The organism is Dentiradicibacter hellwigii (genome assembly GCF_041770905.1).
Classification (GTDB): Bacteria; Pseudomonadota; Gammaproteobacteria; order Burkholderiales; family Rhodocyclaceae; genus Propionivibrio; species Propionivibrio hellwigii.
On record NZ_JBEUWX010000002.1, the window covers coordinates 1,068,467 to 1,091,287 of the forward strand.

23 protein-coding genes are annotated in these 22,821 nt (G+C 53.7%); 4 read left to right on the forward strand and 19 right to left on the reverse strand.

The genetic code is table 11. The annotated features are described in order from the left end of the window. Nucleotide 1: 1 nt before the first annotated feature. The 14 genes from lepB to ABCS64_RS07260 form a co-directional block, all read right to left on the reverse strand. Nucleotides 2–790: a signal peptidase I gene (gene lepB / locus ABCS64_RS07195; RefSeq protein ID WP_418891185.1), complete on the reverse strand. Its 789-nt coding sequence runs from the start codon at nt 788–790 to the stop codon at nt 2–4. 27 nt (nt 791–817) lie between these two features. Next, the gene (gene lepA, locus ABCS64_RS07200; protein ID WP_418891186.1) at nt 818–2,608 is read right to left on the reverse strand and encodes a translation elongation factor 4; all 1,791 of its coding nucleotides are present in this window, start codon (nt 2,606–2,608) and stop codon (nt 818–820) included. A 315-nt stretch (nt 2,609–2,923) separates the two neighbouring features. Next, on the reverse strand, nt 2,924–3,595 hold the full coding sequence (gene ung, locus ABCS64_RS07205) for a uracil-DNA glycosylase (RefSeq protein ID WP_418891187.1): 672 nt from the start codon (nt 3,593–3,595) through the stop codon (nt 2,924–2,926). A 286-nt stretch (nt 3,596–3,881) separates the two neighbouring features. Next, nucleotides 3,882–4,298 carry a SoxR reducing system RseC family protein gene (locus tag ABCS64_RS07210; RefSeq protein WP_418891188.1) on the reverse strand — a complete coding sequence of 139 codons (417 nt, stop codon included), beginning with the start codon at nt 4,296–4,298 and terminating at the stop codon, nt 3,882–3,884. Between the two features lie 36 nt (nt 4,299–4,334). Then, a complete protein-coding gene (gene rpoE, locus ABCS64_RS07215) occupies nt 4,335–4,934 on the reverse strand; it encodes an RNA polymerase sigma factor RpoE (RefSeq protein WP_418891189.1) in 600 nt (199 codons plus the stop codon). A 161-nt stretch (nt 4,935–5,095) separates the two neighbouring features. Further along, on the reverse strand, nt 5,096–5,557 hold the full coding sequence (locus tag ABCS64_RS07220; protein ID WP_418891190.1) for a protein YgfX: 462 nt from the start codon (nt 5,555–5,557) through the stop codon (nt 5,096–5,098). Between the two features lie 29 nt (nt 5,558–5,586). Next, on the reverse strand, nt 5,587–6,825 hold the full coding sequence (gene fabF / locus ABCS64_RS07225) for a beta-ketoacyl-ACP synthase II (RefSeq protein ID WP_418891191.1): 1,239 nt from the start codon (nt 6,823–6,825) through the stop codon (nt 5,587–5,589). Between the two features lie 113 nt (nt 6,826–6,938). Beyond that, nucleotides 6,939–7,178: an acyl carrier protein gene (acpP, locus tag ABCS64_RS07230; RefSeq protein WP_418891192.1), complete on the reverse strand. Its 240-nt coding sequence runs from the start codon at nt 7,176–7,178 to the stop codon at nt 6,939–6,941. Between the two features lie 133 nt (nt 7,179–7,311). Beyond that, on the reverse strand, nt 7,312–8,055 hold the full coding sequence (fabG, locus tag ABCS64_RS07235; RefSeq protein WP_418891193.1) for a 3-oxoacyl-ACP reductase FabG: 744 nt from the start codon (nt 8,053–8,055) through the stop codon (nt 7,312–7,314). A gap of 5 nt (nt 8,056–8,060) precedes the next feature. Beyond that, on the reverse strand, nt 8,061–8,999 hold the full coding sequence (gene fabD / locus ABCS64_RS07240; RefSeq protein WP_418891194.1) for an ACP S-malonyltransferase: 939 nt from the start codon (nt 8,997–8,999) through the stop codon (nt 8,061–8,063). A gap of 24 nt (nt 9,000–9,023) precedes the next feature. After that, entirely contained in the window at nt 9,024–9,986 is a 963-nt protein-coding gene (locus ABCS64_RS07245; protein WP_418891195.1) for a beta-ketoacyl-ACP synthase III, read from the reverse strand. A gap of 1 nt (nt 9,987) precedes the next feature. Beyond that, complete coding sequence (gene plsX / locus ABCS64_RS07250) at nt 9,988–10,989, reverse strand: phosphate acyltransferase PlsX (RefSeq protein WP_418891196.1); 1,002 nt, start codon at nt 10,987–10,989, stop codon at nt 9,988–9,990. A 70-nt stretch (nt 10,990–11,059) separates the two neighbouring features. Next, the gene (gene rpmF, locus ABCS64_RS07255; RefSeq protein ID WP_418891197.1) at nt 11,060–11,239 is read right to left on the reverse strand and encodes a 50S ribosomal protein L32; all 180 of its coding nucleotides are present in this window, start codon (nt 11,237–11,239) and stop codon (nt 11,060–11,062) included. Nucleotides 11,240–11,283: 44 nt separating this feature from the next. Then, a complete protein-coding gene (locus tag ABCS64_RS07260) occupies nt 11,284–11,790 on the reverse strand; it encodes a YceD family protein (RefSeq protein WP_418891198.1) in 507 nt (168 codons plus the stop codon). A 190-nt stretch (nt 11,791–11,980) separates the two neighbouring features. Between ABCS64_RS07260 and ABCS64_RS07265 the strand changes: the two genes are divergently transcribed. Then, nucleotides 11,981–12,565 (forward strand): Maf family protein, encoded by a 585-nt coding sequence (locus tag ABCS64_RS07265; protein ID WP_418891199.1) that lies wholly within the window; start codon nt 11,981–11,983, stop codon nt 12,563–12,565. After that, on the forward strand, nt 12,553–13,272 hold the full coding sequence (locus ABCS64_RS07270) for an SAM-dependent methyltransferase (RefSeq protein WP_418891200.1): 720 nt from the start codon (nt 12,553–12,555) through the stop codon (nt 13,270–13,272). Before ABCS64_RS07265 ends, ABCS64_RS07270 begins: the two co-directional genes overlap by 13 nt. Nucleotides 13,273–13,460: 188 nt before the next feature. Here ABCS64_RS07270 and ABCS64_RS07275 read toward each other — a convergent pair whose 3' ends face one another. From ABCS64_RS07275 to ABCS64_RS07285, 3 genes are all read right to left on the reverse strand, one after another. Next, nucleotides 13,461–14,711, reverse strand: a complete 1,251-nt coding sequence (locus ABCS64_RS07275) for a tagaturonate epimerase family protein (protein WP_418891201.1) — start codon at nt 14,709–14,711, stop codon at nt 13,461–13,463. Between the two features lie 321 nt (nt 14,712–15,032). Continuing rightward, on the reverse strand, nt 15,033–17,903 hold the full coding sequence (locus ABCS64_RS07280) for a type III restriction-modification system endonuclease (RefSeq protein ID WP_418891906.1): 2,871 nt from the start codon (nt 17,901–17,903) through the stop codon (nt 15,033–15,035). A 30-nt stretch (nt 17,904–17,933) separates the two neighbouring features. Next, complete coding sequence (locus ABCS64_RS07285) at nt 17,934–19,805, reverse strand: site-specific DNA-methyltransferase (RefSeq protein WP_418891202.1); 1,872 nt, start codon at nt 19,803–19,805, stop codon at nt 17,934–17,936. Nucleotides 19,806–20,457: 652 nt separating this feature from the next. Between ABCS64_RS07285 and ABCS64_RS07290 the strand changes: the two genes are divergently transcribed. Together ABCS64_RS07290 and ABCS64_RS07295 are read left to right on the forward strand one after the other, a co-directional pair. Beyond that, nucleotides 20,458–20,739 (forward strand): endonuclease/exonuclease/phosphatase family protein, encoded by a 282-nt coding sequence (locus ABCS64_RS07290; RefSeq protein WP_418891203.1) that lies wholly within the window; start codon nt 20,458–20,460, stop codon nt 20,737–20,739. Beyond that, the gene (locus ABCS64_RS07295) at nt 20,651–21,031 is read left to right on the forward strand and encodes an endonuclease/exonuclease/phosphatase family protein (RefSeq protein WP_418891204.1); all 381 of its coding nucleotides are present in this window, start codon (nt 20,651–20,653) and stop codon (nt 21,029–21,031) included. The genes ABCS64_RS07290 and ABCS64_RS07295 overlap by 89 nt, the downstream gene beginning before the upstream one ends. A gap of 443 nt (nt 21,032–21,474) precedes the next feature. Here ABCS64_RS07295 and ABCS64_RS07300 read toward each other — a convergent pair whose 3' ends face one another. Together ABCS64_RS07300 and ABCS64_RS07305 are read right to left on the reverse strand one after the other, a co-directional pair. Then, nucleotides 21,475–22,365: a LysR family transcriptional regulator gene (locus ABCS64_RS07300; protein ID WP_418891205.1), complete on the reverse strand. Its 891-nt coding sequence runs from the start codon at nt 22,363–22,365 to the stop codon at nt 21,475–21,477. After that, nucleotides 22,365–22,781, reverse strand: coding sequence for a DUF2251 domain-containing protein (locus ABCS64_RS07305; protein WP_418891206.1), 417 nt, complete (start codon nt 22,779–22,781; stop codon nt 22,365–22,367). Before ABCS64_RS07305 ends, ABCS64_RS07300 begins: the two co-directional genes overlap by 1 nt. Nucleotides 22,782–22,821: the final 40 nt, after the last annotated feature.

Genomic DNA, 22,821 nt, shown 5'->3' on the forward strand with positions numbered 1-22,821 from the left:
CTTATTGAAACGAACCGATGCGTCCCCAGTCGCCAAAATGCCACCAGATGAAGAAGGCCTTGCCAACAATGTTTTCATCCGGCACGAAGCCCCAGTAACGGCTGTCCTCCGAATTATCACGATTGTCGCCCATCATGAAGTAATGGCCCGGGGGGACGGTGCACATCACACCGGCATTATTGTAAGAGCAGTTCTCCCGGTATGGGAAATTTGCCGCACCGGGAATCGCGGCGGGCGCATCGGGATCGTTGAGCGTATGGTACTGCGCCTCCCCCTGCTGCTCAATGAACTGGTGCGAATAATAGCGCCGTTCCGCATGCAGGTAATCCCCGATCTGGCGGGTTTCGACCGGGCGGCCGTTGATCGTCAGCCGTTTGTTCTGGTACGCCACCGTATCGCCGGGCAGACCGATGACGCGCTTGATGTAGTCCTTTGACGGATCGACCGGATAGCGAAACACCATGACATCGCCGCGTTTCGGCTGACCAATGTCGACGATCTTTTTATTGATGATCGGCAAGCGGATACCGTAGGCGAATTTATTAACCAGAATGAAATCTCCGATCTGGAGCGTCGGCACCATCGAGGGCGACGGAATCTGAAAAGGTTCGACGAGAAACGAACGCAGGATGAAAACGAACAGAATGACCGGGAAAAAGCTGGCGCCGTATTCGACCCACCACGGGTCCTTGGCGTCCGCCGCCCGGCGCTTTTTCAGGAAAAGATGGTCGATCAGCCAGATGCCGCCGGTTGCCAGCACCAGATAGAAAAGAATCAGCGCAAAATTCACTTTCGCCCCTTGCCTCTTGTTCGTCTCTTATTTATCCATGCGAAGAACCGCCAGGAAGGCTTCCTGCGGAATTTCTACCGAGCCGACCTGCTTCATCCGCTTCTTGCCGGCTTTTTGTTTCTCGAGCAATTTTTTCTTGCGTGTAATATCGCCGCCGTAGCATTTGGCGAGCACGTCTTTGCGCAACGCCTTGACATTCTCGCGCGCGATGATGTTCGAGCCGATCGCCGCCTGAATCGCTACGTCGTACATCTGGCGGGGAATCAGCGAACGCATCTTGCTGGCCAGCTCACGGCCGCGATAGACCGAATTGGCGCGGTGGACGATGGTGGACAGCGCATCGACCTTATCGCCGTTGATCAGCACATCGAGCTTGACAACGTCGGCCGCGCGGAACTCCTTGAACTCGTAGTCGAGCGAAGCATAGCCGCGCGATACCGATTTGAGCTTGTCGAAGAAATCCATGACAACTTCGGCCATCGGCATTTCATAGATGAGCTGTACCTGCCGGCCGTGATAGGTCATATCGATCTGGTTGCCGCGCTTCTGGTTACACAGCGTCATCACGTTGCCCAGGTATTCCTGCGGCACAAAAACGGTGATGGTAATGATCGGCTCGCGGATTTCCTGAATTTTCGTTGTCTCCGGCAGTTTGGCCGGATTTTCGACCGGAACGATCGAGCCATCCCGCATCACGACTTCATACACGACCGTCGGCGCCGTCGTAATCAGATCCTGGTCGAACTCGCGTTCCAGACGCTCCTGCACAATCTCCATGTGCAGCAGGCCGAGAAAACCGCAGCGGAAGCCGAACCCCAGGGCCTGCGAAACCTCCGGTTCGTAATGCAGCGAAGCATCGTTGAGCCTGAGTTTTTCCAGCGATTCGCGCAGTGCGTCGTACTGGTTAGCCTCAACGGGGTACAGTCCGGCGAAGACCTGCGACTTGATTTCCTTAAAGCCGGGCAATGGGGCCTCCGCCGGCCGCTCGGTCAGCGTCACCGTGTCGCCGACCTGCGCCGCCTGCAATTCTTTGATGCCGGAGATGACGTAACCCACCTGGCCGGCGGAAAGCCCATCCCGTGGCACGGCCTTGGGCGTAAAGACGCCCACCTGCTCGCACAGATACGAAGCCCCTGTGGCCATCAGACGAATCTTGTCTTTGGGGCGCAGCAGGCCATCGACAACGCGCACCAGCATGACGACGCCGACGTAATTATCGAACCATGAGTCGATGATGAGCGCCTTGAGCGGCGCCTTCGGATCCCCCTGCGGCGACGGAACGCGCGCGATGATCGCTTCAAGGATGTCTTCCACGCCTACACCGGTCTTGGCCGAGGCGCGAATGGCGTCGGAAGCGTCGATGCCGATTACATCTTCGATTTCCTGGCTGGCCGCCTCGGGCATTGCCGAGGGGAGATCGATCTTATTGAGCACCGGCAAGACCTCAACGCCCAGATCGATGGCGGTATAGCAGTTAGCAACGGTTTGTGCTTCGACGCCCTGCGAGGCATCGACGACAAGCAGTGCGCCCTCGCAGGCGGACAGCGAACGCGAGACTTCGTAAGAGAAATCGACGTGCCCCGGCGTATCGATCAGATTCAAGTTGTAGGTCAGGCCATCACGCGCCTGATACTGCAAAGCGGCTGTCTGCGCCTTGATGGTAATGCCGCGTTCGCGTTCGATATCCATCGAATCGAGCACCTGCGCTTCCATTTCCCGCTCCGACAGCCCGCCGCACAGATGAATGATGCGGTCGGCCAGCGTCGATTTGCCGTGGTCGATATGCGCAATGATTGAGAAATTACGAATTCGTTGCATGCGAGAAAAAGCAGGAAAAGCAGAATTTGCAAAGCAAGGCGAAAAAACAAAGGGCGCTGACGGGCGCCCTGCGTCGTTCGTTGTACCGCACGTCGTACAGCCTCATGCGAGGCGGCGATTCTAGCCGATTTCCTCCAAATAATCACGCACGGTGGCAGCGCCAAGGCAATGGCGATCCTGTTTCTGTCCGTCGTGCAGCAGCGCTGACGCGCCATATATCATGGCGCACTTCCTGCACACAATTGTGCCTCCAGCGCTTCGATTTGGGTCGTGATGTCAATTTCCGGAAAATCAACTCCATAGAAAATTAGTCTTTTAGACTTGCCAATCAATGGGGACTTGACCGCGTTGCTCCAGCCACGCATTGGCCCGTGAAAAATGGCGGCAGCCAAAAAACCCCCGGCTGGCAGACAAGGGCGAAGGGTGCGGCGCCTGCAAAACCAGATGGCGCTTGCGGTCGATCATGGCGCCCTTTTTTTGCGCATGGCTGCCCCATAGCATGAACACCAGGCCGTCGCGGTGCGTGTTCAGCTGCGCCACCACCCGGTCGGTAAACTGCTCCCAGCCCCAATTGGCATGCGAATGCGCTTGCCCCGCCTGTACGGTCAGCACGGTGTTCAACAACAGCACGCCCTGCTCGGCCCAGTGATGCAGGTAGCCGTGCTGCGGCGGTACAAAACCGGCAATATCGCTGGCCAACTCTTGGTAGATATTGCGCAGCGAAGGCGGTATATCCACCCCAGGTCGAACAGAAAAAGCCAGCCCGTGCGCCTGCCCCGCACCGTGGTAAGGGTCTTGCCCCAATATCACGACCCTGACTGCGGCAAATTCCGTTGAGGTAAAGGCGCTGAACACATCGCCAGATGGCGGGTAAACCGTAACCCCCGCCTGCCTGGCCTGCTTGACCCGTTGCCATAGCTGCATGAAATAGGGCTGCTGTTTCTCTGCCCCGATGGCTTGTTGCCATGTCAAAACTGCTTCATTCACGATTAGCGCCCCAATATATCAACGCCTTAAATATTCCGGCAGATGGGCGCCGACAATCTGCTTACATGCCACATACTGCCAGATATATGGATAGATGGGGAAAAAGGGCTAAAGGAAGCTTCTTCTCGCAGCCCCAAAGACTTGACACCTTTATTACGCAGTCCATGACACCGATCCAATGCGTGGATTGGATCCCTAGCCGCCAGTGCCCCCATGCGAGCGCGCCGCATTTCCTATAGAGAATATCGCCCACCAAGATAATTTCCGATCACCTGCGCGGCGTCGTTCAACGCTTGTTGACGTAGGGTTGCAGCTTGGCATCAGCATCTGTTGGCCGGAAACAGCGCAGAACAAGCCAGCCCGCCAACAATCCCAGTCCGGCCCCCACCATTGCGCCGATTTCGCCAGCCAGCGCCGAACCGCCAAATGCACCGGCGAACAGACCCAGCAATGGCGGGCCGTATGCCTGCATCGCGCTGCGTCCCAGGGCGCCAGACGGCATCGTTACGGTCACACACTCTCCCGGCTGTGCCAGATCAGGGTTACGCACACGATACCTGGCCGGCGTATCGCAAAAGATTTTTTCGAGGCGCTGGCCGCCACATCCGCCCGCCTCATGACAGTGGCCACAACCCGCCGCATCTATGCGCACCCATGCATATTCACCGTCAAGCTCGATCACCGTCCCGCGCGCCTCGTTCATTTTTCTCCTTAACCAGCGACCTTTCCCCGGCATTCTCTACCAGCGCCGATCCGGCGCAATGTCGAGCAAGGGGCGCAATTTTTCCGCGACCGCTTCGCGGGCACGAAAAATCCGCGAACGCACCGTTCCTATCGGACATCCCATTTCGGCGGCGATTTCTTCGTAGCTCAACCCTTCGATTTCGCGGAGCATGATTGCATTACGCAGCTCTTCCGGCAGAGACTGCATCGCTATATTGATCGTCTGACCAATCTGTTTCGACTGCAAGATGCGCTCCGGCGTGTTGATATCATGCAGCAAACCGGCCTCTTCAAAAGTTTCAGCTTCATCGGCATCGACCTCCGTCGTCGTCGGCGCACGCCGTCCCTTGGCCGCCAGATAATTCTTGGCCGTGTTGATGCCGATCCGGTACAGCCAGGTATAAAAAGCACTCTCGCCGCGAAACGACGGCAACGCGCGATAGGCTTTGAGGAAAGCCTCCTGAGCCACATCTTCGACCTCGGCATGGTCACGAATATAACGCGACAGTAGACAATTGAGCTTGCGCTGGTACTTTGCCACCAGGGCATCGAACGCGAGCGGATCACCTGCCTGGACCCGCTCGACCAAGCGCTGGTCAGCCTCGCGTTCGTTCATGTTATGAAAACTTTCCTGTCAGATTCGGTTTTTCATACTTTTACGAGAGTATAGCCCAAGCCATTTAGCGCAGGCCACTGGCCGCAACTGCCGTCAGAACCGACTTTTGCGCATACGTTGAGAATGATTCGCGCAGCGCTTGAATTTATCCATTCGCAGTATCACTGCTTAAGCAGTGGCGGCGCTGGATCCGTTTTGATGAGCCAGCGCAGGCAAACGATAAGCTGGCGAAATTGTTCTGCCGGCATTTGGTCAGGCAATAGCGTCAAATGGTATTCGCGTGCTTCGTTTTCAAGGCGCACGTACAACACCACCCAATAGGGCGAGGCAACGCCGTCCGGCAGAATCTGCGCCCGTCGCATCCCGCCATCAGAACCGGGGAAATATAGAAACAAACTACCATCAGCGGTAAGCCGCAACCGCTCAGGTAGATGCCGATGCAGGCTGCGCCAGGCTGACAGCGCAACCAGGCACAGTATTGCCAGGCAGGCAAATCGATACAGCAGCCCATTCCGTGGCCATAGCGCAAAGCACACGGAAAACGCCGCCGCCCAGTGGAAAATGATTAACAGCGTATCCAGCCGCCGGGAGCGCCGCAATTCGATGAACAGCGGGAACTGCATCGCCGACCTGGAAGTTCGGTCAGAACGACTTAAATTTTGCGAAACACCAGGGTAGCGTTCGTTCCGCCAAAACCAAAGGAATTGGACAGCGCAACATCAATCTTCATTGGGCGGGCGCCATTGGTGCAGTAGTCGAGATCGCAGCCCTCACCCTGATTAAAGACATTGATTGTCGGCGGAGAAATCTGATGATGTATCGCCAGCGCTGAGAAAATGGCTTCCACGCCACCAGCCGCTCCCAGGAGATGGCCTGTCATTGACTTGGTCGAATTCACCACCAGTTTGTTGGCATGATCACCAAAAGCGCGCTTGACGGCAATCGTTTCCGCTTTGTCACCTAATGGGGTCGACGTACCGTGCGCATTGATGTAATCAACCTCATTGGCCTTCACGCCCGCATTGTGCATGGCATTCAGCATGCAACGCGCCGCGCCATCGCCATCTTCACACGGCGCAGTCATATGGTTGGCATCGGCACTCATACCAAAACCGGCCAGTTCAGCGTAGATTTTTGCACCGCGCGCCTTGGCGTGTTCATATTCTTCAAGCACCAGAACACCGGCACCTTCAGATAAGACAAAACCATCACGATCACGATCCCAAGGACGGCTCGCTGTCTGTGGATCATCGTTACGGGTGGACAAGGCACGAGCTGCGCAGAAACCGCCGACGCCAAGCTGTGAAACCGTCGATTCCGCGCCACCGGCAACCATGATATCGGCGTCGCCGTATTCGATGAAGCGCGCCGCGTCGCCAATGCTATGAGTCGCACTGGCGCAGGCGCTGACAATTGCAATGTTTGGCCCTTTGAACCCATACATGATCGAAAGATTGCCAGCAATCATATTGATGATCGAGCCGGGTACAAAGAAAGGAGACACCTTGCGAAGTCCGGAAGCATTGAACTCGTCGTGCGTGCTTTCGATCATCGGCAGGCCGCCAATGCCCGATCCGATGGAGATGCCGATGCGCTCGGCGTTGGCCGGATTGGCCTCAAGCCCTGCGTCGCGGATGGCTTCAATACCAGCCGCAATACCGTAATGGATGAAAAGATCCATACGACGCGCATCCTTGGGCGGAATGTATTGGGCGACATCAAAATTGCGGACTTCGCCAGCAATCTGCACCGGGAAGCCAGAAGCATCAAAACGGGAAATTGTATCGATACCTGAATGGCCGGCAAGAATGTTCTGCCATGCCTGCTCAATAGTATTGCCGACCGGCGAAATGATTCCGAGGCCGGTAATAACGACTCTGCGACGCGACAATTCTTTCTCCGGATAACAGGAAATCAATCGGGCGACACATACCCCTATCGCCCGCGGACGGCTGCATCACACATTACATGGCGCCGTCCGTATCTTTATTACAGTGGAAGCTTTTACGCTTTCTTGTGCGAAACGACGTAATCAATCGCCTGCTGGACGCTGGTGATTTTTTCCGCTTCTTCATCAGGAATTTCGCACTCGAACTCTTCTTCAAGCGCCATCACCAATTCAACGGTATCCAGCGAATCCGCGCCAAGATCATCGACAAAAGAGGACTCATTCTTGATATCTGCTTCATTGACACCCAGCTGCTCGGAGACGATCTTTTTGACACGTTGTTCGATGTTGTCCATCTAAAAGCTCCTTTTAGGTTGATAGGAATAAAACAAAACGCTGCATTTTAACAAAATGAGGGGCGCTCACCAATTTTCCGGAAACGTGAACCATATCAATAGACTGACCGGCGCATCCCTCGAAAACACTGCTTCAATCCATGAACATGCCGCCATTGACGTGAATCGTCGAGCCGGTAATGTAAGCGGCCTCTGGCGAAGCCAGAAAAGCAACCGCTGCGGCGACATCCTCAGGCGCTCCCAGGCGCCCCAATGGAATATTGCCGGCAATCGCGGCGCGCTGCTTTTCATCAAGCACCTGTGTCATACGGGTATCGATGAATCCAGGCGCCACGCAATTAACGGTGATATTGCGGCTGCCAAGCTCTCGCGCCAGGGCACGCGTCATACCGCCCAGCCCCGCCTTGGCCGCACAATAGTTGGCCTGTCCAGGATTGCCGGCATAACCGACGACGGAAGAAATATTGATGATGCGGCCTGCGCGAGCTTTCATCATGCCGCGCATGACCGCACGCGACATGCGGAAAACCGCTTTGAGATTCGTATCAATGACAGCATCCCATTCTTCATCTTTCATGCGCATCGCCAGATTGTCGCGGGTAATGCCGGCATTGTTGACAAGAATGGAAATGGCGCCGTACTCCTTTTCGACAAACGACACCGTTGTACTGATCTGCGCTTCATCGCAAACATCCAACGCCAAACCACGCCCATTCAGGCCCGCTTGCTGCAAGTCCGCATTAATTTGCGCCGCGCCATTTTCCGTAGTTGCCGTGCCGATAACCACTGCCCCCTGTTGGGCGAGGCGTAACAAAATTGCCGCGCCAATCCCCCGGCTGGCGCCGGTCACGAGCGCAATCTGCCCTTCAAGTTTCATAACGCTTACTCCAACGAAAGATGAGCGTCAATGGATGCCGCATCGGCCAAGGCAATGCCCTCGACCGTATCGGCACAGCGTTTAGCAAGACCCGCCAAGACCTTACCCGGACCACATTCGAGCGCGATTTTTATATTCATCGCGGCGATCTTCTGCATGGTCTCGACCCAACGCACGGGTGAGTAGGCCTGGCGTACTAGAGCATCCTTGATTTTGGCCGGATCTTTTTCGACGGCTACATCGACATTGTTGATCACGGAAATTTTCGGCGTCTTGAATTCCAGTTCGGACAGCCGCGCCGCCAACCGATCCGCCGCCGGGCGTAACAGAGAAGAATGAAACGGCGCGGACACAGGCAACAGCACGGTACGCTTGGCGCCACGCGCCTTGCATCCCTCACAGGCGGCTTCTACCGCAGATTTGTTGCCCGCGATGACGGTCTGCGCGGGACTGTTGAAATTGACGGGTTCGACAACTGCGCCATTTCCTACTTTCTCGGCCGCTTCGATACAAGCGGCATGAACTTTCTCATTGTCCAGATTGAGAATGGCCGCCATAGCGCCTACGCCCGACGGCACCGCGTCCTGCATCGCCGTAGCTCTCAGACGGACGAGTGGTACTGCATCCTTGAATTCGATCACTCCGGCAGCCACCAGTGCTGAATATTCGCCCAGACTATGCCCCGCAACGACGGCGGGTAGATGGCCGCCCTTTTCTAGCCAGAGACGATAGACGGCAATCGCCGCTGTCAGCATCAAAGGCTGAGTGTTCACCGTTTGCGCAAGCAAGTCTGCCGGGCCTTCGGAGGCCAGTTGCCAGAGATCCTGATTCAGTGTTTCCGACGCCTCATCAAAAGTCGCACGAATGACTGGAGAATCGCCATAGGCAGCCATCATACCGACCGACTGCGATCCCTGCCCAGGAAAGATGAATGCAAATGCCATGGAAAAATCTCCTTAGCCTGACGCCTAGAATTCGAGCAGAACGGCGCCCCAGGTAAAGCCGCCGCCCACACCTTCCAGCAACACTTTTTGACCGCGCCGGATACGACCGTCACGAACCGCGGCATCAAGCGCCAGCGGTACGGAAGCCGCCGAGGTATTGCCATGCCGATCGACGGTGATGATGATTTTATCAGTACCGATCTTCAGTTTTTTACCAATGGAATTGATAATCCGCAAATTGGCCTGATGTGGAATCAGCCAGTCAACATCTTGCATCTGAATGCCTGCCTGCGCGCAACATTCCACGGCGATTTCGCTCAGGGCATGGACGGCAAACTTGAATACAGCCTGTCCATCCATACGCAGAAAAGGATCGCCTACGACCTTGCCGCCATGCACAGCGCCTGGCACCGACAAAACAGCGGCCTGCGATCCGTCAGCATAGGCTGCTGCCGCAAGGATGCCCGGTTTGTCCGAGGCTTCAAGCACGACGGCCCCCGCGCCATCACCAAACAACACGCAGGTCCCGCGGTCCTTCCAGTCGAGAATTCGGGAAAAAGTCTCCGCGCCAACGACCAGCGCCTTTTTATGGCTGCCGCTGCGAATAAACTTCTCGGCAACGATCAGCGCATAGACAAAGCCACTGCATACCGCTTGCACATCAAAAGCCATTGCACCCTTGACGCCTAGCCGAGCCTGCAGAAAGCAGGCCGTACTTGGAAAAATATAGTCCGGCGTCGTCGTCGCAACGATGATGAGGTCAATTTCCTCTGCCGCCATTTTTGCCGATTCCAGCGCTTTCTGGCTTGCCTCCAGCGCCAGATCGCTGGTTCGACAATGATCATCGGCCAAATATCGGGATTTGATGCCGGTACGCTCCGTCACCCATTCATCACTGGTGTCAACACCGCGCTGCACCAGATCGTCATTAGTCACCGGCGCGCCGGGCAAACAACTACCGACTCCAGCGATGCGTGAAAAAATCATCTTATGCATTCTCCAAAACCGGAATACGCTCGACGATTCGCGTTAACACGTTGTTGCGGACAGTATCCGCCGCGCGTTCGAGCGCATGGCAAAAGGCAAAAGCATCGGCCGATCCGTGGCTCTTGACAACGACGCCTTTCAAGCCGAGCAAACAAGCGCCATTGTAACGTCGATGATCGACGCGCTGTTTGAAATGCTTCAATATCGGCAACGCCAGCAGCCCCGCCACACGAGTCAGCAGATTACGCCCGAACTCCTCGCGCAGGAAGGTTGCGAGCATCTGCGCCAAGCCTTCGGAAGTTTTAAGCGCGACATTGCCGACAAAGCCATCACAGACAACGACATCCGCCTCGCCCTTGTAAATTCCGTCGCCTTCGATATTGCCGACGAAATTCAATCCCGAGGTCTTGAGCTGCTCGGCCGCCAGTTTGACGACCTCGTTGCCCTTGATATCTTCTTCGCCAATATTGAGGATACCGACGCTTGGCCGATCTTTATGTTCAACAGCGCCGACCAGCGATGCTCCCATGATGCCAAATTGCAGCAGGTGCTCATGTGAACAATCCACATTGGCGCCCAGGTCAAGTACGTGAACATGCCCGGACATGGTAGGCAACACGGCGCAAATCGCCGGCCGCTCAATGCCTGGCAACATCTTGAGTACAAAACGGGAAATCGCCATCAGGGCGCCGGTGTTACCCGCCGAAACGCACGCATCCGCCTCACCGCTCTTGACGAGATCAATCGCGACGCGCATCGACGAATCCTTCTTGTTTCGAATCGCCAATGCCGGAGACTCGTCCATCCCAACGACTTCACTGGCATGACGAATGCGCAAACGGGGATGACCAACCCCCTTTAAATACTGGCGGATACTTTTCTCATCACCAACAAGAATAACTTCCGCATCTTCACGTTTGTGCAGAAAATCAAGCGCAGCGGGCACCGTCACGACCGGCCCGTGATCACCGCCCATGCAGTCGATTGCAACAGTGACTGTCATGCGAAAAATGGCAGAAGAAAGGACGAGCCACCCATCAACCGGGGCTGACCCGCCGCCTTACCGGCAGAGATTACTCTGCCGTGCCCTTGGTAACCTTCTTACCACGATAATAGCCTGACGGGCTAACGTGGTGGCGTAAATGCACTTCTCCTGTCGTCGGCTCGATAGCCAGTGGCGGATTGCTCAGAAAATCGTGAGCACGATGCATCCCGCGCTTGGACGGGGATTTTTTATTTTGTTGAACAGCCATAACTAATTAACTCCCAAAAACCCAAAAAATCGAATGAAATCTGGTCACTGCGTTATTTTGCCCTTCAATTCCCTGAGCATGGAAAAAGGCGACGACTTCATATTGACATCCGCAGCATACTTCAGATCCGGAAAATCACATTGCTCATGACGCGGCACCGGCGGCAAGGCAAGGATAATTTCGTCCTCAAGCAGCGCCACGACATCAATTTCTTTTTTCCATGGAAGAAAATCGCGGCTATCATCCTCAATTTCTTCCTGCGTCAATCTGCTTTCATCACCAACAAACTCCAGCAAATTACGCACCTGCAAAGGATAAGCGACACTTCCCAAACAACGCTGACAACGCAAAGAAAAAACGCCATCAAGCCGCAGAAGCAGTCGCGGGCGTTCGCGTTCACTGATACGCCCCTCAATCCAGTAACTGACTGCTCCCCCCGCCTCTGCAAGCGCATCAAGCACTCTGGGCAAATCAGCAATTGGCAGATTCCCTTGCAGCGTTTTTGATTCGCGCGCAAAAACCGAAGGCTCAATTACAAGCTGATACGACATAAGGCGCGCATGATATTATTTTTGCCCCATGAAGTCAAAGTACGCGCACGCTGCAAGCCTTTGGATTTTGCCGCTTTTACGCTGTACTTTTTCAGGATTATGTTGCATTTCTCGCGCTGCCTTGAACCAAAAATGTCCGTAAGACCAAGATTCCTCATCGCGCCTATTGCTGACTCATTCTTCACTTGCCATGCCAGACCAACCGATCGTCCTCGCCTCAACCTCGCCTTTTCGCCGAGATTTGTTAAATCGCCTGCAAATTCCTTTCAGTGTCGCCCAACCCGAGGTTGACGAAACCGCACACCCCGGCGAGACGCCAGAATACACGGCGCTTCGGCTTGCCCAGGCCAAAGCGCACGCCGTTGCCGCACAACATTCCAACGCGCTCATCATTGGCAGCGACCAGGTCGCCAGTCTGGACGGTAAAGCCTTTGGCAAACCGGGGAATCATGAAAATGCGGTACGTCAATTACAAATGATGCGCGGGCGTACCGTCAGTTTCTTTACCGGCTTATGCCTGCTCAACGCCAGAACCGGCATCATGCATATCCGCGGCGTCCCGACGTGGGTTACATTTCGCGCGCTTGATGATGCGGAAATAGAGAATTACCTGACCCGCGAGCGCCCTTACAACTGCGCTGGCAGCGCCAAGTCGGAAGGATTGGGTATTGCTCTGATCGCCAAAATGGAAGGCGAGGATCCCAATGCACTCATCGGCCTGCCGCTGATCGCCTTGTGCGAACTGCTGCGCCTGGAAGGCGTATGCATTCTATGACGCGAGGGACGCTTTACCTGATCCCCGTGCCGCTGGGGATGATACCGGCCGCAGAATCCCTGCCCGCGGCTGTCTGCGCACAAGTGGCCGGATTACGGTACTTTATCGCCGAGAATGCAAAATCCGCGCGCGCTTTCCTCAAATCCCTGCCAAGCCGGATGCCGCTCCAGGATATTTCGATCAGCGAGCTGAATGAGCATACGCCGCCAGCGGTATTGCATGAACGGCTCGCCCCCTTGCTGGCCGGCTCGGACGTTGGCCTGATCTCCGAAGCCGGCTGTCCCGCCGTCGCCGACCCCGGCGCAGAACTCGTTGCACTGGCACAGGCAAACGGTATTCGTATCGCCCCGCTGGTTGGCCCTTCCTCGATTCTGCTGGCATTAATGGCCTCCGGCCTGGGCGGGCAGCACTTTGCCTTTCACGGCTACCTGCCTGCCAAAGAAAAAGCCAGAAATCAGAAGATCACGGCCCTGGAAAAAGAGTCGCGCACTCACCGGCGTACCCAAATCTTCATCGAAACGCCCTATCGCAACCTGAAGCTGTTTGCTGCATTGCTCGACCACTGCGCCGGCCAGACCCGGCTGTGCCTTGCCACCAATCTGACACTACCCGATGAAAGCATTCTGACTCACCGTATCGATCAGTGGAAAAAACTGACGCCACCGGAAATCGACCGGCGGCCAACAGTATTTTTATTACTGGCCTGACCGAACTGTGCGCACGGTGCCGGCCTGCCCTAGGCATTCCGACGACACGGTAGCAAGCATCTGGGGAAACAAGCAAAATCAACGAAAACCAACGCAGGCCAGCCTATTACACATCAGCGGCAATACACACGGCTGGGCGTTGCTAAATTTCGCCCGTATGCCCGGCCTGCGCCGGATTCATGCCAAAGTTAGCCAAACATCCGGCGCAGATGCCGATCGAAGATATTTTCCGTCACACAACTGGCAATCACCTGACGGTTTTTCTCCAGTGCATCGGTGTACACCTTGCCCATTTCCGCCGCAACTTTGAATCCCACGTGGATCAACTGGCGCACGCTTGGGTTGTACTTCGGATGATCGGGAATATGGCGCAGCGCCGATGCAAAATCTTCACCGCGCCACTGATTGACCGCGTCCGGCGTCGGCAGCTGCTCTTCCCTAATGTCGATGACCGTCGCGTACGGGCCGCACAGCTCATCCTTGCGCCCATACGCGCCGGCATAAATCGCCCGCGCCAACGACAGACCTTCCTTGCCGGAAATCGATAGTCCGATCACTTCCTCTAGCCAGGTCGTACCCGCTGTTTTAACGTGAACACCTTTGTCGTGTTTGCGCAGCAGCCCGCCGATGACTGGATAGATCGAAAACTTATCACTGCCTGAATGTACGCTAAGCTTGAGCTCTGCCGGCAAGCCAAAATGGGCGATGGCGTAGTCGATGACCAGCATATCCTCCTCGAACTCTTTGCCAAACTGCCCGACATTGCCCTGATAATCGACGCCCTTGTTGAAACGCCCGGTAAATTTCGGCGCGATCGTCTGTACCGGCACTTTCAGATCCGCCAATGCTTTGAGGATAAATAGCATATCGAGCGGTTTCTGCGGCTCATCGACCTCATCCATCGACACCTCGGTAATAAAGTTGCCTGCGCCTTTTTGGCTTGCAATATGTCGATAGATCTTTTCCGCCTCACTCACTGCAAACAGGAATTTCTCGGCAAAGCGGGCCAACCAAGCGGACGTAACCTCAAAGGGTTCGTCAATGCCCGGTATTTTCAGGGGGCCTACGAACCTTTGCTGCCTGACGACAAACGCCTCGATTTCAGCGGGTGTAGCGGGTTTTCCAATGTAATCGGCGACATCCAGTGTAAAAAAATCGCAAGGCTTGATGTAGCGATCGACCGTATTGAGATTGATGTGATCCGCATCGACAAAGTACGGCTCGGCATAATCCAGCGCCTTGACTGCCGCATCAGCCTCACGGCGCGTATCGGTCGGCTCGCTATGGATGAAGTTATGTTCGCGGTTGGACTTATTCCAGACCGGCGTAATGGTAACGCCGAGTTCCCGCTGCGCCTTGAGCAGGCCGGCAAGTTGGGCTTCGCCCTGATGCGAAAAACGGTCGCCCGTGCCAAACGAGTATTTACCGAGTTTCTTCATTTCAATCTCCTGAACGATGCGAACAAGGCGGCAAAAGAATGGCTGCCGTCAGCCAATGTTCCCTGAATTCCCTGAAGCAAAATCAATGGTAAACCAGGCTTCCCACCAACTCAACGCACTAATCTGATGTCCAAAAATGAGCCGGCTAAACTCTGAAGGTTTTCATCGGATTCCGGCAGTTGCAAGGTACGCTGGAAAGAACGGCACTCTGCAATTGCTGCGCAAAGTAGAAATTACAGTCATAAAACCTGTCAAAACAAATAATTCCAGATCAATCAAGCGCAATATTTCAGGCAGGAGCAAACTTATGTTCCAGCAAGCTCAACAACTGTTTGACACTTCTGCCATATTTTGCCTAAGCAATTCCGCAATCTTGTCTTCTTCAAACTGGGTTTTGAACACCACTTTGATATTCTCTGAAATTTTGGCGAATAGCGCCTCGGCGTGTTTGATCTTTCGCGCTTCACCTTTGCGTAAATCGTCTGATCCGGCAACGCCTTTGGCTTCAATCACGAAGTTCAACACCTCGCCCGATTGGGTTTTGACGATATAGGCAAAATCAGGCGAATACGTACCACCGCCTGCCACGGGAATTTTAATGGAGTTTTTAGGGATTTTTGTAAACACCGTTACTCCTTCGATTTCGCTGTCGGCAATGTTTTGATGTTCAATATCCGAGTCGTAAAAAATTCCGTTAAAGAGATAATTCGCCGCCGGCTGTTTCACCGTGTCTTCAAACAGGCCTAAGTCGGCTTTTTTTACCGCGCGAGCATTGCCGTTTGCATCGGTAAACTTGGTTGGGTGAATTTGGTTGCTAACCACCTGGTAGCCCAATTCAAACTTGCTGAATGAATGGTGCAGCAAAAATTTGTTGAACCCGCCTTTGATTTGGGCAATGGTTTGCATATTCAAAAACTGGGAAATATCCAGTTCACTCTGTAACGCATAAAAAGCTTTGTGCAGGGTCTGAATCTGAATTTTCGCCGTTTGCGCCAGCTCTTTCAAAAACGCGCAGTAGCTCATGGTGTTGAAGCGGATAAAATCCTCTTCTTCGATGTTTTCGTTGCGTTTGGTAAGCATCACACCGTTGTTGATATAGGTTTCGCTCACCGCCATGCGAATGCCGGCTTGCTTGAATTTTTCGGCACTCTCGCGTAAATAGGCAGTAAACAGCGCCAAAAACTCACTTTCGGACTCAATTTTGTACTGCAAGATTGCTTTGTGGTGAATCAGCTCCCACAAGGCTTTGAGTTCCTCGTATTTGCCCTCACGCATGAAGATGGAGTCTTTGGCTTCGCCTGCTTTGGCAATTTTGTCTTTTTTCAGACTGTGGGCAAAAGCATGAGGAAATTCGGCTTTTAATTTTACATAACCGTTTTCGGTAAAATTTTCATCGTCGTCAATAATGCCGTCTGCACTTAATCTCATCAGTAAGGCAAGCGGTTTTATACCGGGATATTTCTGCAGAATCTTTTGTTTAAGTGCTTCGGTAAATTTATCCGGGATGATTTCCTGAAACGAGCTGTCGTTAATCTCACCGACAAGCTGCTTCACAAAGTCTTTTTCACTGCTATCGACAAAATAATTGAGCGCATATTGCGGTTCACGCACGCGCTCCATCAATTCGTTCACGGGCAGGCGCAGCCCCCGCCCCACTTCTTGCAGTTTGGAGGTGGCACTGCCGCTGGAGCGCAGTTTGCAGATTTGAAATACATTGGGGTTGTCCCAACCCTCGCGCAATGTCCATTTGGAAAAGATAAAACGGCGCGGATTGTCTAAAGAAAGCAGGGCTTCTTTATCGTGCAGAATTTCGTAGATTTCCCGCTCGATTTTCTCGTCGTTGCTGCTGTTGTCTTGGGAAAAATAACCGCCGTAGCAAAGCGATATATTGTTCAGCGTTTTTTGCAGATAATTGCGGTAAAAGGTATCTGTTTCGGTGTTCAGGCGGCGTTGGGCTTCTGTCTTGATCCAGCTTTCAAGCTTTTCATTGTTATTGCGAAAGGCTGCAATATTGTCGATAAAAAACAAGGTGAGTGGCTTGATTTTGATTGAGCGCTCCACCAACAGCTCCCGTTCGATCTTAAAATGCTCGGCAATGGCTTTTTGCATCATATTGTCCTGCACTGTTTGGGCATAGGAGTATGGATTGATAACCGCGCCTTTTTGCAATTCCAAACCGTTGCTCAATAGCAGCGTTATCCTGTTCATCGCCTCTATTTTTAGTTCAGAAATGGCCGAATGCATTTGCGCCAAATCTTCGTTTTTTGCCAAAGCAAACTTTTTGCTTTTGCCGTTTTCGCTTAATTCAAATACCGCTTCTCTACCGTCCAGCGAGAGCAGTTTGATGCTTGCATCCATGCCGCCCTGCATTTCTTCTTCAAACACGCGCACGCCTTTAACCAGGCCGTCGTTAAAAGCATCCACCGCCGTCAAGCGGTAAAGCAGATGGTAAAACGCGTCATTAAACGTTGCCCCGTAACGCAAAATATATTGCGGGTTCAGCCGTTTGATGTTTTTCCAGGTTGTGGCGCTGTCACGGGTTGGGAATTTATGCGGTTCGTCCACAATTACAAACGGGCGCACGGCGGCAATGGCGTCAACGGGATTATCAAACAAATCTTTAAACGCCTTGTCACCCGAATCGGTCATGGACGGCGAGTTAATCATGCCTGCGTTAATTAAAAGTACATGAATTTCCCTGCGGTTTTCGGCTTTAACAAAATTGTGAATTGCCGCCGGTGCATTGGATTTTTTGTTTTTACTGGCTTTGGCACTTTCCACCACATAGGTTTTCAGGCGCACATTTTCATAATCCGTACCAAAATCTTGCGCAAAATGCTGTGCCAAAGACGTGCTTTGCAAAAACTGCTTTGTTCCCGCCTTGATGGAAAGAGTCGGCACAACCACGATGAATTTGAATACGCCGAGCATGCGGTGCAGGTCAAACATGGTTTGCGTGTAGGTATAGGTTTTGCCCGTGCCTGTTTCCATGGCAATATCCAATACATTGAAGCCGTCCGAATCTCCATTCAAAACGTGGTCAATGCCATTGGCGGTTTGCACCGCCCGTATATTTTTCAGATATTGCCCCTGCGCAAAAAGCAGTTCGGGGTTTTCGTCGGCAGCATGGGGCTTGGGCGTCACTGCATCAAACACGCCCAGCACCGCCTGAACCGCCCGCATTTGGTGCAGCTGGTTTTTTCGTAATTAAACCCGCCCATACTACACCCTCACAATCAGGTTCAATTCAATGTCTTTTTTATTGGCGTAAGTGCGCACGGCCTGGTCAAGCTCCTGCTGCATGCGGCTTTGCATATTGCCGCCAAAAACAATGATGCGGTTGGGGTTGAAGTCGGCCTCACCGTCCAGTTTTTGGATAAACGCCAACAAATTGGCGGAATCAAAACCCGCATGCATCAAATACAGCCGTTTTTCGCACAGATATGCCGTATAGCCGCCCAACTGCACCGGTTCAATCGGCGTGGTCAATGCTGCCCCGTCGTACAGCACCCAAGTGGTTAAAAGCGTTTGCAACTGCTCTTCGCTTAATTTATCGTTAAACGGGAAATTCATTTGATCGGGCGCAAAATCATCGTCTTGATGCTGTCTGAAATTCTCTACCGTTTGAAAAATTTTGAAACTCAAATCGCCGGTGTAATTGGGGTGTTCGGCGCGGATTTTGGCGGCAGCTTTTTCAATGCGGGCTTGGGTGATGTCGGAAATGGTTTGGTAGCCTGCTTTGTACGCTTCGGATTTTTCGTCGGTTTTTTCAGGTAACTGCACGCAGATATAGCGGCGGCTACCGCCGTCTTCGGCATTGAGTTGCATCACTGCATGGGCGGTTGTGCCGCTGCCGGCGAAGAAGTCCATAATCGAATCATTATTATCGCAACTTAGCTCAACAGCTCTTCTTATAAGAGAAGTTGGTTTAGGGGTGCTAAAAACTTTTTCTCCAAACAAATCTTGAATTTCTTGAGTTCCATTTGTTGCAGTACCAACATCATCCCAAATTGACTTTGTTGTTTTGCCACGTTCTTCTGCTTCATTAAGAAATCGTTTTAATTGTGGTTTAGAATTTCCTGTTTTTCCAAAAATAATTCTATTGTCAGCCAATAATTTAAGATATTCTTTTTCTCCAGTTCTCCAACAACGACCATTTGGCGGTAAATATCGCTCTTTAGTATTAGGGTTTTCAATTTCATAAGTTAAATTAGCTCTAATTCCTGGTGAGTCAAACGGATCTGCTTTCCATTTTCCACGAGAATCATTATCAGGATTATCAAATCCATCTAAATTTAATTTGAGTTTAAATTTATGCTTATTTTTGTAAAAAATATCATTATTCATTGAATAAATTAAAATATGATTGTGATTTAAAGAAATAAGCGCATCGCTAGAAACTGATTTTCGTGAATTCCAAATCACATCAGCAACAAAATTCCCCTCCCCAAACACTTCATCACATAACAACTTCAACTGTGCCGCTTCGTTATCATCAATGCTGATAAAAATCACGCCGTCGTCTTTCAAGAGTTCGCGGGCGACATACAGGCGCGGGTACATAAAGGTCAGCCACGCGCTGTGGGAATTTGAGCCTTTGTCGGTAAAGTTTAAAATCCGCGCGGCTTCGTCTTCGTCGATATTGGCAAGGCGGGCGAGTTCGGCGGGTGTGAATTTGCGGTCGTCCTGATAGACAAAGCCGTCCGAACCTGTGTTGTACGGCGGGTCGATGTAAATCATCTTCACGCTGCCCATGTAGGCGTTTTGCAGGTGTTTCAAGACTTCCAAATTATCGCCGCGAATCAGCAGGTTTTGGCTGCTTTGGTTTTCGGGTTTGGCATTGTGCGTTTTATCTTCGGCAAGCAGGGTTTCGGGCGGCAGGTTGCGAAGCAGGCGGGCATAGGATTTGCCCAGCCAGTTCATGGAATAAAACTCGCGGCCGATGTCGGTTTGTTGCGCGATTTCGGCTTGGAATTTATCCCATAAAAAACGCCCGCCTTTATCAAAACAGGCGGGGAACAGGGATTTAAGTTGCTCGATTTGGGGAGATGTTGAGGTGATGCCGCTTGTCAAAAATAGCGTTTCGGAGGTCATTGTAAACCTCCGAAATTTTTTAAGAATTTAGCTAAATTTTGCTTTGCAATTACCGCGAAGGCAAGGCAAGGCAAGGCAAGGCAAGGCAAGGCAAGGCAAGGCAAGGCAAGGCAAGGCAAGGCAAGGCAAGGCAAGGCAAGGCAAGGCAAGGCAAGGCAAGCATATTTTTTGCTCCTGATTTAATTTGTCAAGTGTAATTTATTGTTTTACGTTTTATATCATTTCTTAACAGCTACTAAAACTTAAATTACGCTCGCTAGACAACCAGAAAGTTTATCGAACCACTACCGGAACAAAAACCGGCTTTATACATAGCCGTTACCCGTCGTTTGCACACCTTTGCCCTGCTCGCGCTCGCTGCGCTCATCCTTGGCCAGCTTGGCCGCCTGCACGGGTTTGCCGAATTGTTCAGCCATTTCCTGCCCTGCTACGCCGCCGCCTTTCTCCTTGCTACCTACCGCGTGGCAAACACTGGCGCTGGCTATGGGCGGGCGCAACCCTCGCTGCCAGCCTGTGGCTGCTGCAACCTCTCTCCCTGCCAACAGTGAATGAACCCTCTCCATTCCAGAAATCAGACCGGGATGGCAGTGCGCCGCAGACGGCACAAGCAGTGCAGCAAGACACGCCAACACAGCCAGATGATTTTCGGGGATTGGCAGTACGCCAACGCCTCATCTGGTACAACGTTCACCTCAACAACCCCGATGCCGCTGGCGAAAGCGCCGTCCTGCTCGCCGAAAAGACGGACGTTCTCGCGCTAGCGGAAATCAACCTTAACGACCCAGGCTGGCAAGTCCTGCGCACGCACTACCCTCACGGCTGCCAGCATCAGGAAGCCAGCCCGTTTGCCCTCGCCCTGTGGAGCGCCGCGCCGCTCGCCAGCTGCGACATCGCCTACGGCGGCGATCCCCTACATCTGCACCACGACTACTGATGGCACTGTCCTCTATGCCCTGCATCCACCACCGCCCATCAGCAGCGTTCTCACCCAAGCCCGCATCGCCTACCTGCATGACACTGCCGCGCGTATCGCCGCCGAGCCGCGAGCGCTGGTCGTCGGCGACCTCAACAGCAGCCCCTATTCCCCGCACTACCGCGATTTCCTGCATACAAGCGGCACCACAGCGACCACCCGCCATTTCACCCTGACCTGGCGCCCGCTTTTTCTCAATCTAGATCATGCTCTCGTGAAAAATCTGGACGCCACCACCACGCCGCTGCCGTAACGACATTCTGACCATCGCCCGCTGCGCGTGGATTACCGATGACCCCAAAAGCCTGCCATTACGCCATTTAAGGCAGGTGACAGAAGGCAGGCGCAGCGATTACTTTTTCTTCCCCTGTAAAAAATTTCCTGCTTACTGCATAAGCTTTTTTGATTCCAAACAGTTTCTTTTCCGACAAAAGTCAAGCCGCCAACACCTGAGTCAATCAGCCACGTAGTGGCTATTTGCCCACGCGCGCAGCAAACACTGCCACGCCAATCATCCGGAATGTTTTAAATCACGGTCAAATGCCGCAGACCCATAACGGCGTTGCACCGCCCTGCTGTACTTACAAGTACTTACCGTACTGCCTGCGGCAGCCCGCCTTGTTATGGTTTTTGATTTATTCAACCCTATGCAGAACACCGCCTTCGCCAATCCACCATTTTCGGGAATATTGAATGCTATACAGGATTTTTCTCGGTAAAGCTCTCGCGCAGGATATGCAGCACCGCCGCGACGCGGCCCGCTTGCACGCGGTGCGGGGTAACGGCGTAGATGGCGAGCGGCGGCAGCGTCCAGTCAGGCAGGACGACGCGCAAACTGCCATCAGCCACAGCGTCCGCTGCTTCACCATCGGCCAGCAGCGCCAGCCCCAACCCCGCCACACACAGGCGGCGCACGGCAGCGAGGCGGTTGCAGTAGAGACCGCCTTCGATATTAAGCAGATGGTGTTCACCATTGCGACGCAGTTCGCCGCGCGGCAGTTCGTAATAAATCCAGGTGTGTGCGGCAAGGTCGGCGGGGTGGGTGATTGCAGGCGCATCGTGCAGGTAGGCAGGCGCGGCGTAGATATGCCAGCGCCAGTCGGCGAGGTGACGGGCGACAAGGTCTGGCGCATCCAGCGCGTGTGCGCCACCGCGCAGGGCAATGTCGATACTGCCGTCGCGCAGGTCGGCCAGCGCCTCGTCGAAGTAGAGGGCAAGGCGTATCGCCGGATGTTCGCGGCGGATGCGTCGCAAGGCCTGCTGGAAGACGGCAGCATCGGCCATGCCGGTCGGTGCGGCAAGGCGCACCTCGCCAGCGATGTCAGTTTTCAGGTTGGTTAGCGTCAGGCGGGCGTCCTGTACGCTGGCGAGCAGGCGACGGCAGTGTTCGCCCAGCGCGCTGCCCGCATCGGTCGGGGCGAGGTGTCGTGTGCTGCGGTGCAGCAGTTTGACGCCGTGCAGTTTTTCGAGACGGCTGATGTGCTGGCTGACGGCGGATGGGCTCATGCCCAGCACCTGCGCGGCGGCGTTCATGCTGCCATGTTCGAGGACGGCGGCGAAGGCAAGCAGGGGGCGCAAATCGTCCATCAGTGCAGGGTCAGCAGACGGGTGAGCAGGGCATCGTCAAGGAGGCGGTTCGGCTCGCGCAGCCAGTCGCCGTAGGCTGCGGGGAAGGCGTTGCGGCAGTAGCCCGCGTGAGCGATGAAGTCGAAGACGGCATGGATGTAGCCGTTGATTTCCAGTGCGGCGAGGTCGAAGGTTTCGTCCCAGAGAAGGCTGACAGTTGAGGGAAGGTCACGGTCGGTTACGTCTTTGACGTTATAGATATGCAAGGCGTCAAGAATGCCTTGCTCCGTATGGGCTGCGTAGAAGTATCCAGTATCGCCGTCGTCTTCAAAGACGATGCCGTAAGGAGTCTCTTCAAACCAGGATTCGAGGACGCATTTATTGCCGGGGCAGTGTTCGATGCTGTCGCAGCCGAGGTAGAGGGTTCTTTCGTGCATTATTTAGTCCTGCTTGATAATGGGTGAAGCGCAAGCGGTA